This window comes from Polaribacter reichenbachii, assembly GCF_001975665.1.
GTDB lineage: Bacteria > Bacteroidota > Bacteroidia > Flavobacteriales > Flavobacteriaceae > Polaribacter > Polaribacter reichenbachii.
In genome coordinates this window covers 2,123,392-2,138,383 of the sequence record NZ_CP019419.1, presented here as the reverse complement: position 1 = coordinate 2,138,383, position 14,992 = coordinate 2,123,392, and the positions used below count along the sequence as shown (strand labels likewise).

Here is a 14,992-nt window from a genome sequence, read left to right as displayed (position 1 = left end):
AATATTTTATTTTGATTCTGAATCAAGTTCAGAATTTGGCTTAAGTCTACCGTTTTTATACGTTCCTAATATCTTAAATTCTTCTGCCATTATTTCTAAAATAGCTTCTGCTTTTTGGTAATCTTTATAATCATCAAAAGTAATATCAACAAAAAATGAATATTTCCAAGGAGATTCTATTACTGGTAAAGACTGAATTTTTGTCAAGTTCATTTTGCAATCGCTTAACACATTTAAAATGGCTGCTAAACTTCCTCTTTTATGATTTAATTGAAACTTTAATGATGCTTTATTAATTTGATCAATGCCATTATTGGGTGCATTGGTCTGTACAATTACAAATCTTGTTGAATTGTCTTTTATAGTCTGAATTTCATCCTCCAAAACATCTAAATCAAAAATTTCTGCGGCTATTTTTGGTGCAATTGCAGCAATACCGACTAAATTTTCTTTGGATATTCTTTTGGCAACTTCTGCAGTATCTACATCTTCTACCAACTTAATATGTGGATGCTTTTTAAAGAAATCTTTACACTGTAACAATGCCATTGGATGCGACCAAACTTCTTTAATGTCTTCTATATTTTGCCCTTTTAAAGCCATTAAATGATGATGAATGCTTAAATATTCTTCATCTGTAATGTGTAAATTATACTTATCAATTAAAGCATAATTAGGTATTATTGAACCTGCAATAGTATTCTCTAAAGCCATTACACCTAAATCTGCAGATTTATCTAACAAACTATCTACCAAAATATCAAAAGACATACATTCTTTTAATTCAATTTCGGTTCCGTAAAAGTCGCGTGCAACTTTATGGTGGTTTGAGCCTTCTGCTCCTTGTATTGCGATTGTTTTGTTCAACTTATTGGTAATATTATATCAAAAAAAAAGCCTCGAATTAAATTCGAGACTTTATATATTATGAATGTTTCTTAACAACATACAAAGTCTCTCCTCTTATTGTAAAAATAAAAGTAAAAAAAGAAACGAGTATAGTTATTGTTTAACATTGTTGTTCTTGTTTATACGGACAAATCTAAAGATTAAATTCAGATACACAAATATTATTAGTAAAGTTTGATGATTTTTATGAAATAAAATTAAATTTTCGATTATTGTTAAATTATTTTCACATAAAACTAGTTATCACCTAAAATTCTGTAAAATTTAACCATTAACCAAAACTAATTTCTTCTTTTTAAACACATCATTTTATGTGTAAAATCAATATTTTTTGTTTGAATAACCTTAAATTTCTATAATTAAGAGATTTATAATAAATCTCTTAATCTTTTTGCTGCAATTTCTGCTGTAATATCTCTTTGAGGCGTACCAAACATTTCGTAACCTACCATAAATTTCTTAACAGTTGCACTTCTTAATAAAGGCGGATAAAAACTCATATGAAAATGCCAATGCTCATTTTCTTCTCCATTTGTTGGCGCTTGATGAATTCCGCTAGAATATGGAAATGAAGTATTAAATAACTTATCATAAGTACTTGTAATTACAGAAATTGCTTTTGCATAATTTCTAGCTTCTGTATCTGATAATTCTAAAATATTCTTTTTTGCTTTTTTAGGAGCAATCATAACTTCGAAAGGCCAAACTGCCCAAAAAGGAGTAAGCACAACAAAATCATCATTTTCAAAAATAATTCTTTCTTTAGCTTCTAATTCTTGTAATAAATAATCTGCTAAAAGACTAGTGTTATTTTTATTAAAATATTCCTTTTGATGTCTATCTTTTTTATCAACTTCATTTGGTAGAGTAGATTGACTCCAGATTTGTCCATGAGGATGTGGATTACTACACCCCATTACAGCTCCTTTATTTTCGAAAATCTGAACATAATTAATCATTTCATTTTCGCCTAAAGTTGCATATTCTTCTTGCCAAACGTGCACAATTTTTTTAATATCTTCCACTTCCATTTCTGCCAAACTCTTAGAATGATCTGGACTAAAACAGATTACTTTACAAATTCCTTTTTCGCTTTCTGCTTTAAATAAACCGTCATTTACACTAAAAGTAGGTGAATCTTTTTGCAGCGCCGCAAAATCGTTTGTAAAAACAAAAACGTCTTTATAATCTGGATTTACTTCACCATTAATTCTTGTATTTGTTGGGCACAAATAGCAGTTTTCGTCATAAGAAGGTCTTTTTTCTGTAGAAATTTCTTCGTTTTGACCTTGCCAAGGTCGTTTTGCTCTATGAGGAGAAACCAAAACCCATTCTCCTGTTAAGATGTTATATCTTTTATGAGAGTAATCTTGCAAATTTGTATTTTCCATTATTTTAATTTCTTACTATTTTAATTCAAGTTTAATTTACCAAATGCGTTCCTTGAGATAATTCTATAAAATATACAGAACAGTCTTTATCGAATTTAGTTTTATAGGCTTTAGAAGCAGATTCTGCAAATGCTTTTACTTCATCTCTGGCAATTAAGTTAATGGTACAACCACCAAAACCACCACCCATCATTCTTGCTCCTAAAATATTTTTGTTTTTCTTAGCTTGGTCTACCAAAAAATCTAACTCGTCACAACTTACTTTATATTGATGTTGCAAACCATTATGTGATGCATAAATCAAACCACCTAAAGTTTCTAAATCATTTTCCTCTATGGCTTTTGCAGCTTTTTGTGTTCTTTCAATTTCTTGAATTACATACAACGCTTTTTGATAATTTTCTGGTGTAACTTTATCAATAATTTTTTCTAAATCTGCTTCTGTAGCATCTCTTAAAGTATCTACTTCAAGTAATTTTGCAATACTTTCACAAGCCGATCTTCTATCATTATAAGCACTATCAGACAAACTATGTTTTACGTTTGTGTTGATGAGTATCAATTGATGGTCTTTAAAATCGATTTCATAAGACTTCGCTTCTATTGTTCTGCAATCTAATAATAAAGCATTATTTTCGATACCAAACATACTTGCATACTGGTCCATAATTCCGCAATTTACACCTACATAATTATGTTCTGCTTTCTGAGAAATTAAAATCATTTCTGTTTTGGTTAAGCCTAAATTAAATAACTCGTTTAAACCAAATACCACACTATTCTCTAATGCTGCTGATGATGACATACCTGCACCACCAGGAATATCTCCTTTAAAAATGATATTAAAATCGCCAACAACTTTATTTCTATTTTGTATTTCTGCAACCACACCAAAAACGTAGTTTTCCCAACTACCTTCTTTAGATGGTTTTAGTTTATCTAATTCAAACTCTATGGTGCTATCTAAATCTACTGCAATTGCAGTAGAACTGCCAGAATCGCTTTTTTGAATTGCAGCATAAATACCTTTATCTACCGCAGCAGGAAATACAAAGCCACCATTATAATCTGTATGTTCTCCAATAATATTTATTCTACCAGGAGAAAAAACAAGCATTGGTTCTGTACTAAAAGTGGATAAAAATTTAGTTTTAACTTCATTAATAAAAGCTTCCTTCATTATTGTTTTGTTTTTAGTTAATCAGTTTTAAGTTCCAGTTTAAGGAAAAAGTTCTCCCTGGTTCTAAAACCTGAATTCCGATTTTGTTATTAAAAGTATCAGAAATACCAGTCATAGGCTCTACAGCAATTACAGGTACATCTTTAGGTGTGTATAATTGTAAGAAATTCTCTTGTGAATTCTGTGATATTTCAATTTTATAATCTGGTGTTGAAAAGCCAACTTTATTATCATTTAAAATAAAACAATCATCTAATTGTTTGTCTTCTAAGTTAAAAACCTCTGGTGTTTTTTCTGCAACAACTTCTTTAGTGATTAGGTTTTTATCGAATACAACTTTTTTATCGCTACTAAAAGATAAATTACTGTTTTTAAAATCGCTACAATTAAAATAAGGATGCCAACCTAAGGTAAATGGAAAAGGTTTATCATCTGTATTCTTAACACTTACATTCATTCTTAAATGATCTTCGAAAAGTGTGTAAGTAACTGAAATAATATATGTAAAAGGGAAACCTTCGCTCAATTCATATTCATAATAATTAAAGGTTGCAAAACAACAATGTTGATGTTCTTCTGGCTCAAAAAGATCGAACTTTTTGTCATAAACTAAACCATGTAAGGCACTTTTACCTGCATCATTTTTATTGAGTTGATAATCTGCGCCATGAAACCTGTATTTACCGTCTTTAATTCTACTTGCAAACGGAAATAAAATTGACGAAGCATAAGATGAAGCATAGTCGAAATTTGGCTGTTCTTTAATTAAATAAACATCATTAAATTTTAACTCTTGCAATCTTGCTCCTTGTTCTAAACAAATTTTTGCTGTGGTGGTTTTTGTTGAGTTTTGTAATTCTATAAAACTCAATCCATTTTCTGATAAGGTTTTAACTTTGTACACGTTATATAGATTTTCTTAAGATTAAACTACTAGGGTTTTCAATTTTCACTTGTTCTTTATTAAGAATCATTTCTGCCAATCTTTTACCCATTAACTTGAAATCTGTAGAAATTGTGGTAATACCACCTTCTACAATTTCTTTAAGCATATTGTCATTAACAGAAACAATAGCAATATCTTTTGCTAAAGTTAATTTTTTTTCCTTGATATTTTTTATGATTCTTATTAAATTTTTATCCTCTAAAACGATATAAACCTCACCTTTTTCTATAACTCTCTTTTTCATAGACGGAATAACCTCTGAAGTTATATTATACTGATTACAAAATGATTGAAAGCCTTTTAAAATACCTTTAGGTTGTTTTTCTTCTGAAAATACTAAAATTACTTTCTCATATTTTACAATATTCATCAGCATTAAAGAAAGACCTTTAAAAATATCTTTTTCAAAATTTTGATAAATAGCAGAATATTGAGATAAACTCTTATGTACTTGATCTAAAATATATACTTTTTCGGTTGGCAGATTGTCTATTACCTTTTCTGTATCTGCTAAATTTGCAGGCATTATAACGTAGTAACTATACTTGCCAATATTATCATTAATTAGCTTTGCAAAAACGTCTTTATTAAAATGATGAAAAAAGATATCTACCTGAATATTTTCATCTAAACCTTGTAAAAACGAATTATACAAATCTTCTTTAAAAGAATTTAATTCATCGAAAAGTAAAAAAACCTTCTGTTCTATATTTACATTTTCTGTTGATACGTAATAGCCTTTACCTACCACAGAATGTATAATTCCGCGATTTTTTAGCTCATTAAAAGCAGACAAAACAGTATCTCTAGAAAGTGAATGTTGGTTTTTAATCTTATTTAAAGAAGGTAATCTATCTCCCTTTTTTAACACGCCACTAACAATAGCATCTTCTATAGAAGCAATTATTTGCTTGTATTTAGGTTTACCAGAATCACTTTTAAGAAAAACAATATCCATACCACAAACTTACAAAATAAATAACAATAACAACTAGTAGGAACTGGTAGGTTTTCTATTTTTTTAAAAACAATATTTTTAATAGAATAAATGGTTTTATTTTTGGAATAAATGTTCTTTTAACCGCTTTTTAACCAAAATAACAAATGGCTTTTAAGCATTAAAGCAAGATTAAGTATTACTTTTATAAACCAAAATTAATATCAAAAAAAAACACTTAAATGATACAATACTCTAAAAAAAGCTTTTTCTATTTTACTTCTATTTTACTTTCATTGGTTTTATTAATATCTAGCTGTAAAAACGAAGCTAAAAAACCTGCGGACAACAATACATCATCAGCAATAGAAACACCTAAAAACATGATTTGGGTAGCAGGAAAAACTTTTATAAGAGGTGCAAAAGAATCTGATAAATTTGCTATGCCCAGAGAAAAACCTGCGCATAAAGTTACTGTTGATGGTTTTTATATTGATGTAAATGAAGTTACCAATAAACAATACGCCGATTTTGTGAAAGCAACTGATTATATAACTGTTGCAGAGCGCAAAATTGATTGGGAAGAAATGAAAGCTCAATTACCTCCAGGAACTCCAAAACCTCACGATTCTATTTTACAACCTGGTAGTTTAATTTTTAATAAAAATGTAAACGCAGTTGCAAATATGAACAATTATCAACAATGGTGGACTTGGAAAATTGGTGCTGATTGGAGACATCCTTCAGGACCAGAATCTTCTATTGAAGGTAAAGATAATTACCCTGTTGTACATATTGCTCTAGAAGATGCTTTGGCTTACTGTAAATGGGCCAACAGACGTTTACCTACAGAAGCAGAGTGGGAATCTGCTGCTCAAGGTAACAACACAAATACTATTTATACTTGGGGGAATGATGCATCAATTTTAAACTCAAATGCAAATACTTGGCAAGGTGTTTTTCCTACTAAAAATGAATCTAAAGATGGTTTTGAATTTATTTCTGCTACCAAATCTTACCCACCAAATAGTATTGGTTTGTATGATATGCTAGGGAATGTTTGGGAATTAACAAGCGATTTATTTAACGTAAATCATTATCAAGAATTAGATATTTCTCAACCTCTTTTAAATCCTAGAGGAGCTGAAAGATCTTATAGTCCAAGTAATCCTTATCAAGTAGAACACGTTATGAAAGGTGGTTCTTTTTTATGCCACGAGTCGTATTGTGCAAGTTTTAGAATATCAGCAAAAATGGGCGTAGCTATAGATTCTGGTTCAGACCATATGGGTTTTAGAACTGTTGCTACTCCAGAAATGTTAACATCAAAATAAGATTTTATAGAAAGCCTAACTACTTTTACGTTTAGGCTTTCTTTTTCCGTTATTTAGTCTGTAAGTGTAACTTAAAATTACATACCTACCTAAACTTTGTCCTATAGTTTCTTCGAAAAAATTATCTGTACTTCTTCTAAAAACATCTACATTTTTATTTAATAAATCGATTAATACCAATTTTACAATGTTATTTTTTGGAGACAATGAATAAGACATTGCTGCATTCCAAATTGGTAGTTCTTGATGAATATCAAACTTATCATCATTATAAATAATATAATCTAATTGTGTGTTTAGATTTAGTCTTTTGGTAGCATCAACATCTACCATTCCAAAATATTTTTGTGTTGTAAATTTTCTATCCAAATCTTTTTCTATAGAAAAACTTGTATTATTTACACCATAAAAAACACCAGCTTTCAAATCCACTTTTCTCTTTCTTGTATTCTGAATTACAAAGTTTGTAGAGATATCTTGAGATTCGATTTTATTTAAATTAAAATTAACTATTGAGTTTGCAGAATTGTAAAAAAATCGATTATTTAAATTAAAACGAACTCCTAATTTATTCAGTTTTTTTGAAAAACGAACTTGAGCATTTAAACGATGCCTTTCTCCATTATTTTGATAACTGCTGGTTCTAATATAATCATCATCTATCGTATAACTTCTAATAATTGCATCCGTAGAATAATTATATTGCAGTCTTGTATTAAAATTTATAGATGAATTTGAACTGTTAACATTGTAAAAAGAAACAAAAGAATGCACTTTTTCTGGTTGTAAATCTACATTACCTGTTCTGATAAAATACGGACTTAAATCGTTAATAAACGGATTTGTTTCACGTGGTCTTGGAGCTCTAATTACTCTTCTATAGGTAAACCTAAGCTTTTCTCCTCTATTGGGTTTATATTGAAAGAAAAAAGATGGAGTTACATACAATTTTTCTTTGGTATAAATTTGGTCGATTTCTTGACCAAACTCTCTCCTTAAATTATACAACTCCATTGTTGTAGAAATATTAATTTTAGGCGTATTGTAACTATGAAAAAGTTTAGTTCGCATTATATTCTGAAAAAATGTATAATCGAACTTTATAAAATCTTCTTCTATTGTTGTTTTTATCGTTGTTCTGGATTGATCTGTACTTTCATCTACATCATAAAAACTAGCATTAACCTCTGCATTTAAATAATGATTACCTCCTAGTGGTTCTGTATATTTAAATCTTAAGTTAAAATTACTAGAGCTACTCTCTTCATCTCTTAACGCAATTATTTCTTGATAAACAGGTGTATCTGTATTAATATTTCTGGTGATAAAAGTGTGTTGATCATTTTCTCTATCGTAATTATTTACAACCCAATTAAAACCTGTATTAAAACTTCTTCCTTTTTTTAGCAAACGCCTGTAAAGATTAAAATTTATATTCCCATATTTTTTAAAAGTAGTATTGTTTGATAATAGATTATTCTCTGTTACTATCTCATTATTTTCATTCTCGTAAACACCTTTTCTGTCTAAATTATAATTTCTATCATCTGTATAAAAACGACCACGAAGCTTTATTGTATGGGTTTTATTGGCTTTGTTTTCGTAATTAAAATTGAAATTATGATTGTTTGTAGTATTTAAATAATCGTTAGTGGATTTGAAATTAAAGTTATTAGTATTTGTAAAATTTATTCTGTTGGTTTCTGAAATTCCGCTATTTTCTGATGCATTGTAAAAATAATCTGCATTTAAAGATTCTCGCTTTTTTAGCTCTCTACCATAATGTACACCAGTAACTTTGGTTTCTAAAAAACCACTTAAACTCTTCTGTTTAATATTAAAATTATCATTGGTATCATCTTCAGATTCATCTGCAACACCATCTGCATTTTCTAAAAAACCCTGAATATTAGAACCTGTAATGTTAATATTATTGAATTTACCAATTACAGATAGTTGCGTTTTAGAATTAAATTGATTGTAATTTGCATTACCAAAATAACGATTATCTAAACCTAAACCTCCTGACACTTTACCAAAACCACGATTCTTTTTCGTCTTTTTTAAAGTAAAATTAATTACAATTTGTTTGTTACCATCACTTACACCTGTAAGTTCTGCTTCGTCACTTTTTTTATCAATTACCTCTACTTTTGCAATTGCATCTGCAGAAATATTTTTTAATACGATGGATGGATCACCACCAAAGAATTCTTTACCATCAATCATTATTTTGGTAACAGCATTTCCTTGAGATATTATTTTACCATCCTCAATCTCCATACCTGGTAGTTTACCTAATAAACCCTCAATATTATCATCGTGATTTACTTTAAAAGAATTAGCATTATAACTTACGGTATCTTTTTTTATTTGAATAGGAACAACAGCAGCTATTACAATTTCATCTAAACTACTAACATCATCTTCTAAGACAATCGTTTTTAAATCGATTAAACTATTGTTATAAACCAACTTTTTAGAATACTGTGTAAAACCCAATAAATTCAACTGAATTATAACTGTATCTTTTGGCACATCTTGTAAATGGAATATTCCTTTTAAATCTGTAGTAGCATAACTTAAAAAAGTAGAATCTTTAGGACTTAAAATTGCCACAGAAACCATTTCTAAAGGTATTTTTTGATTATCTGTAACTATACCTTTAATTCCGCTATTTTGAGCTTGTATACTTATAGAAAAACCTATAAAACCAATTAAAAGCAAACATTTATTGATGCAGTTATTTAAAAATCTTTTCTTGTACTTCATATGGTAACAAAGTTTCTCAAAAATTAAAGAACATCAAATTAATATTTAACTTATTTATGCATCATTTTACCTAAATTTTGAAAGAAATGGTTCTAAACCTAAAATTTGTGAAGATTTTTATAAAACAAAAAAAGCACTTCAAAAATGAAGTGCTTTTCGCGGTCTGGACGGGACTCGAACCCGCGACCCCCTGCGTGACAGGCAGGTATTCTAACCAGCTGAACTACCAGACCGTTGCTTTTAGCGGTTGCAAATATAATACAGTTTTTTAGATCTGCAAGCATAAATTAAAAAAATTATTTATTTTTTTTTCTTTGAAGTAAATAAGCTGTTAAAATATCATTGTAGCCTTTGTTAATATCTAAAGGAACATAATCAATTTTATATTGTAAACATTTATTTTTCAAACTTTTAAAATATGACTGAGCTAATTCTTTATATTTTTCTTGTACATTCTCTGCAAAAACATTTATTTCTTCGCCAGTTTCTACATCTACAAATTTCTTTGGGGCATTATCAAAATTAAAACCGACTTCTGTTTTTTCATCATAAGTATGAAACAAAACGACTTCGTGTTTATTATATTTTAAATGTCTTAATGCATCAAAAAGCACTTCATCTTCTTTAGAGGTTTGAAACATATCAGTAAACAAAAAAATTAAAGATCTTCTGTGAATCTTTTCTGCAATCTCGTGTAAATATTGATAAGTTTCTGTGTTTGATGTAGAATTTGAAACCAACAATTGCTCTAATTGATTCAATAACATTTTTCTGTGGCGCTCACTTCCTTTTTCTGGAGCATAATATTCATACCTATCAGAATAAATACTTAAACCCACAGCATCTCTTTGTCTTTTTAGAATTTCCATTAAAGAAGCTGCTGCAATTGCCGAAAAACCTACTTTATTTAATTGGTTAATTGTCTGCTTTTTTACTATAGGATAATGCATAGAAGCAGAATTATCGATAATGATATGGCATCTTAAATTGGTTTCTTCTTCGTATTTTTTGGTGTAGAGCTTTTCTGTTTTGGCAAATAATTTCCAATCTATATGACGTGTACTTTCGCCTTTATTGTATAATTTATGTTCAGAAAACTCTACAGAAAATCCGTGAAACGGACTTTTATGAATCCCCGTAATAAAACCTTCTACCACTTGTTTTGCCAACAAATCTAGATTTTTAATTTCTGATGATTTTACTTCAGAGAGTTTCATTCTACTTTTCTAATTTTTTCTGCTTTAAAACTATCATCTGTACTTTGCAATAATTTATTGATTAAAACAGGATTATAATTAGGGTTTTCTCTTCTAAATTCTTCTACAATATCATTGGCTTCTATAGATGAGTAATGCCCAAATGACGATGTTAACCATCTTTTTGGGAAGAAAATATCACCTGTAAGTTGTACTTCTTCTAATTTAGCCAACATTGGTCTTAAATGTTTAGACGCTGCAGTTTGCCTTAAAGGATGATGAATATTATTTAAAGCAGCCAATACCCAAGATTCATTTTGTCGGTTTTCTTTATCTAAAAGCGATGTCATAAATAGATCTCTATCTGTAGATTTTGGTGCTAAAGATGGTAAAAGCCAACTAAATCGTTTTGCTCTATCTGGGTTAGATATTCTTATTAATTGTTGCTCTAATATTTCTTTTGATTTTGGATGCTCGTAAATAGCTAACTTCATTGCTAAAGCAGTGTAATCATTTTCATTTAAAAAGAGATTTTCAACTTCACCTTCTTTGCTCCAAAGTGCGTATAATGTTTTCTGAGAAGATTTATTATAGCCCACTTTAGATAACAAATTATATACTATTTTCTTAATATTTTTAGGTTTGTTTTTAGACAAAGTTTCTTTTAATACTTTTTCTGTAATCGGCAACCAATCTTCTCTTTGTTTTTCATTTAAAAATTTCCAGAAAATTGTATTTAAACCATTGGTTATATATCCTAAAATCAGCTCATTATTTTCTTGTCTAACATCCTCTAAATAAAATTTATATACTTCAATAGGGGCGATTTCACCAATTAACATATTCTCATATAAATTTATGAACTGATATCCTCTAGAAACCTCATCTTTTACATCTTTATAGGTATAAACTTCGTCTTTATAAATAGGAAAAACGCCATAACCAAATCCGTTTGTATTGTACAAAATTTGCCCAGGTTTAAAACCTTTCACAGCTTCTGTAACATCAAAAGATTTGCCCATATTTTTTATGTTGATGTTCTTTATAAAACCTCTTGCATCTCTTAATTGTATTTTAAAAGATTGTGTCCAAATTTTATCTGAACCATCTTCTGCATTTTGATGAAGGATGAATTTCGTAACATGTCCTCTTGAATTGTATTCAATTTCTTCAGTAAAAATTGGTCTACCTGATGAATTTACCCAAACATCTGACCAAGTTTTAATATCATCTGTAGATTTTTCATCTAAAATAGCAACCAATTCCTCCCAATCTGCATTAGAATTTTTATAGGTTTTTATATAATCTTGAATTCCTTCTTGAAAAGCATCTTTACCTAATAAAGTTTCTAATTGACGCATCATAATTGGTGCTTTATTGTAGATAATTCTACCATATAAAGAACCTGCATTTTTTAAATTGTCTAAGTTTTGACGAATAGGATTTGTACCTTTTGTCCTATCTTCTGAGTAAGCACTTGGGTAATGAGACATCATAAAACTTAACGTATGATTTATCTCTGGATAAACAGGATTTACAATTTTATCTGCCATAAAATTAGCAAAAACCTCTTTCATCCAAACATCATTAAACCAACGCATTGTAACCAAATCTCCAAACCACATATGCGATGTTTCGTGGGCAATTAATTTTGCTCTTCCTAATTTCTGATTTTGAGTTGCATTTTTATCTAAAAACAAAGAAGATTGTCTGTACTGAATTGCACCAACGTGTTCCATCCCTCCATATTGAAAAGGCGGAATTGCAGCAAAATCCATTTTTTGATATGGGAAATCTACAGCTGTATAATCTTCTAAAAAATCGATAGCATTTTGATGAATTTTGTAAACTCTATCTACACTTTCGTCAATCTTTTCTTTGCTGTTTTCTCTGTATAAAAAACGCATGTCAAAAGCACCAGGATTTTTAGTTTCTTCTGTAAACTTACCAGCTACAAAAGAAAACAAATAAGTACTCATTAAATCTGAAGTTGCAAAAGTATGTTCTATAAAATCACCAACTTCTATAGCACTTTCTTCAAAAGCACCAGCTAAAACCTTCCAATCTTTTGGAGCTGTAATTCTTAAATTATATTTTGCTTTAATATCTGGTTGATCTAAACAAGGAAACAATGTACTTGCTCTATCTGGCACTAAAAGCGTGTACAAAAACTCATCATTTCTATTTAAAGATTGTTCACCAGCATCAAAAGAAATTTCAAGTGTATTATTACCTAAAACTAAGTCTGTTTTATCAATAATAATATGCTCATTAAATGCATTTATTTCAACCGTTTTTCCATTTATATTTAACGATTTAAGTTTAGTAGCTTCTTCATTAAAATCTAATAGAAAGTTTTCTTTTAAATCGTTTACCTTAAAAAGCATTTGCAATCTAGAGGCTATAGCAGCTTGTTTTTCTTCTGGTATTTTAAAGTGTAAATTATAAACAACATCAGAAATTTGCAGTTTTCTGTATTTGGCTAGTTCAAGAGAAATACCTGTTTCTACTTTAGATTTTGATTCATCTTCTATTTTATCACAAGAAATAAAAAAAAGAAAGCACAAAAAAAAGATGTATTTATTCATTAAAAATAATTTTGGTTTAACACATAGCAACATTGTTTTTTGCAACCTAAAAATAAAAAAGTTCTAAAATAAAAAAAGGTTTGACGTTAGCCAAACCTTTATGCTATTATAAAATATAAACTACTAAATAGCAGCATCTATTTTACCTGTGTAAACATTTTTAGGTGCTACACCTACTTGCTTGTCTACAACTTCTCCGTTTTTAAAGATTAAAACAGTTGGTATATTTCTTACACCATATTTTGCAGCAAATTCTTGATTTGCATCAACATCAACTTTACCAACTACAGCTTTACCATCGTATTCTGCGTGAATTTCATCAACAATTGGCCCAACCATTCTACAAGGTCCACACCAAGCTGCCCAAAAATCTACTAATACTGGTTTGTCTGATTTTAATACTACTTCATCAAAATTTGCGTCTGTTATTTCTAATGCCATTTTTATATTTTTTTTAGATTGTTATTTCTTTTTTAGGTTACAAAAGTAAACATTTTATTTACGATACCATTTTTAAAAAAATCGCTTTTTACTATTTGTGTATCAATTGTGTTTATGCTTACAACTTTAAATATAAATTTAACATATAGAATATAACTTTTTAACAGATAAAAATTGGGTTAAAATAACTCAGATGCAATTGCCTGAACATTATCGCTTTTACCCATAGAATAATAATGTAAAACCGGTACACCTGCAGCCAATAATTCTTTAGATTGCTGAATCGCAAACTCAATACCAACTTTACGAACGTCTTTATTAGTTTTACATTTTTCTACTTCTGTAATTAAAGGTTCTGGAATATCAATTCTAAAAACCTGTGGCAATAATTGTAAATGACGCTTTACTGCAATTGGCTTAATACCTGGAATAATTGGCACATTAATACCTGCTTTTTTAGCAGCATCTACAAACGCAAAATACTTTTGATTATCAAAAAACATCTGTGTAACTACATAATCTGCACCAGCATCAACCTTTTCTTTTAAACGTTTTAAATCCGTTTGTAAAGAAGGTGCTTCTAGATGCTTTTCTGGATAACCAGCAACACCAATACAAAAATCAGAAGATTTATCAGCCTCAACAACATTATGCAAGTATTTTCCGCTATTTAAATCATTTATCTGGGCTACTAAGTCTTTTGCAAAATGATTACCACCTTCATTAGGTTTAAAATATTTTTGATGACTCATAGCATCACCTCTTAAAGCCATAACATTATCAATCCCTAAATATTGGCAATCTACCAAAACATATTCAGTTTCTTCTTTAGTAAAACCACCACACAAAACATGAGGCACAGTATCTACATTATATTTATGTTTAATTGCAGCACAAATACCCACAGTTCCTGGACGCATTCTGGTAATTTTTCTATCTAATAAACCATTGCCTTTATCTATATAAACATACTCTTCTCTAGATGTGGTTACGTCTATAAAAGGCGGATTAAACTCCATTAACGGATCTATATTATTGTATAAATCTTGAATATTATTTCCTTTTTTTGGCGGAATAATTTCAAAAGAAAATAATGTTTTTCCGTCTGCTTTTTTAATATGATCTGTAATTTTCATTTATGCTGAACTTGTTTCAGTATCTAGTTAATATTTTATTATTTGGGCGTTACCTAAAGGTCGCGCTTTACATTATATCTTATTTCTGAAAAAGAAAAAAGGATGCCATTTCAATCGCTAACGCAACTTGTTTGCCAGCATATTTTCTTTCTTTTACTAATT

At 29.2% G+C, this 14,992-nt stretch carries 11 protein-coding genes and 1 tRNA gene; 1 reads left to right on the top strand and 11 read right to left on the bottom strand.

The window, feature by feature from the left end; genetic code table 11:
* Positions 1 to 6: 6 nt before the first annotated feature.
* From BW723_RS08890 to BW723_RS08870, 5 genes are all read right to left on the bottom strand, one after another.
* The gene (locus tag BW723_RS08890) at positions 7 to 867 is read right to left on the bottom strand and encodes a prephenate dehydratase (RefSeq protein WP_068355794.1); all 861 of its coding nucleotides are present in this window, start codon (positions 865 to 867) and stop codon (positions 7 to 9) included.
* A 410-nt stretch (positions 868 to 1,277) separates the two neighbouring features.
* Entirely contained in the window at positions 1,278 to 2,300 is a 1,023-nt protein-coding gene (locus tag BW723_RS08885) for a UDP-glucose--hexose-1-phosphate uridylyltransferase (protein ID WP_068355797.1), read from the bottom strand.
* A gap of 31 nt (positions 2,301 to 2,331) precedes the next feature.
* Positions 2,332 to 3,480: a galactokinase gene (galK, locus tag BW723_RS08880; RefSeq protein WP_068355800.1), complete on the bottom strand. Its 1,149-nt coding sequence runs from the start codon at positions 3,478 to 3,480 to the stop codon at positions 2,332 to 2,334.
* 13 nt (positions 3,481 to 3,493) lie between these two features.
* Positions 3,494 to 4,384, bottom strand: a complete 891-nt coding sequence (locus BW723_RS08875; protein WP_068355803.1) for an aldose 1-epimerase — start codon at positions 4,382 to 4,384, stop codon at positions 3,494 to 3,496.
* A 1-nt stretch (position 4,385) separates the two neighbouring features.
* The gene (locus tag BW723_RS08870) at positions 4,386 to 5,384 is read right to left on the bottom strand and encodes a GntR family transcriptional regulator (RefSeq protein WP_068355805.1); all 999 of its coding nucleotides are present in this window, start codon (positions 5,382 to 5,384) and stop codon (positions 4,386 to 4,388) included.
* 221 nt (positions 5,385 to 5,605) lie between these two features.
* Between BW723_RS08870 and BW723_RS08865 the strand changes: the two genes are divergently transcribed.
* Positions 5,606 to 6,697 carry a formylglycine-generating enzyme family protein gene (locus BW723_RS08865; protein ID WP_068355808.1) on the top strand — a complete coding sequence of 364 codons (1,092 nt, stop codon included), beginning with the start codon at positions 5,606 to 5,608 and terminating at the stop codon, positions 6,695 to 6,697.
* 15 nt (positions 6,698 to 6,712) lie between these two features.
* Here the strand turns inward: BW723_RS08865 and BW723_RS08860 are convergent, their stop codons facing one another.
* The 6 genes from BW723_RS08860 to metF all read right to left on the bottom strand — a co-directional run bounded on the left by BW723_RS08860 (position 6,713) and on the right by metF (position 14,830).
* Positions 6,713 to 9,469 (bottom strand): outer membrane beta-barrel protein, encoded by a 2,757-nt coding sequence (locus tag BW723_RS08860; RefSeq protein WP_083139509.1) that lies wholly within the window; start codon positions 9,467 to 9,469, stop codon positions 6,713 to 6,715.
* Positions 9,470 to 9,628: 159 nt separating this feature from the next.
* A tRNA-Asp gene (locus BW723_RS08855) sits at positions 9,629 to 9,702 on the bottom strand.
* Between the two features lie 63 nt (positions 9,703 to 9,765).
* The gene (locus tag BW723_RS08850) at positions 9,766 to 10,686 is read right to left on the bottom strand and encodes a DUF58 domain-containing protein (protein ID WP_068355813.1); all 921 of its coding nucleotides are present in this window, start codon (positions 10,684 to 10,686) and stop codon (positions 9,766 to 9,768) included.
* Positions 10,683 to 13,253 (bottom strand): M1 family metallopeptidase, encoded by a 2,571-nt coding sequence (locus BW723_RS08845; protein ID WP_068355894.1) that lies wholly within the window; start codon positions 13,251 to 13,253, stop codon positions 10,683 to 10,685. The genes BW723_RS08850 and BW723_RS08845 overlap by 4 nt, the downstream gene beginning before the upstream one ends.
* A gap of 123 nt (positions 13,254 to 13,376) precedes the next feature.
* Positions 13,377 to 13,694, bottom strand: coding sequence for a thioredoxin (trxA, locus tag BW723_RS08840; RefSeq protein WP_068355815.1), 318 nt, complete (start codon positions 13,692 to 13,694; stop codon positions 13,377 to 13,379).
* 179 nt (positions 13,695 to 13,873) lie between these two features.
* The gene (gene metF / locus BW723_RS08835) at positions 13,874 to 14,830 is read right to left on the bottom strand and encodes a methylenetetrahydrofolate reductase [NAD(P)H] (protein WP_068355817.1); all 957 of its coding nucleotides are present in this window, start codon (positions 14,828 to 14,830) and stop codon (positions 13,874 to 13,876) included.
* Positions 14,831 to 14,992 lie beyond the last annotated feature (162 nt).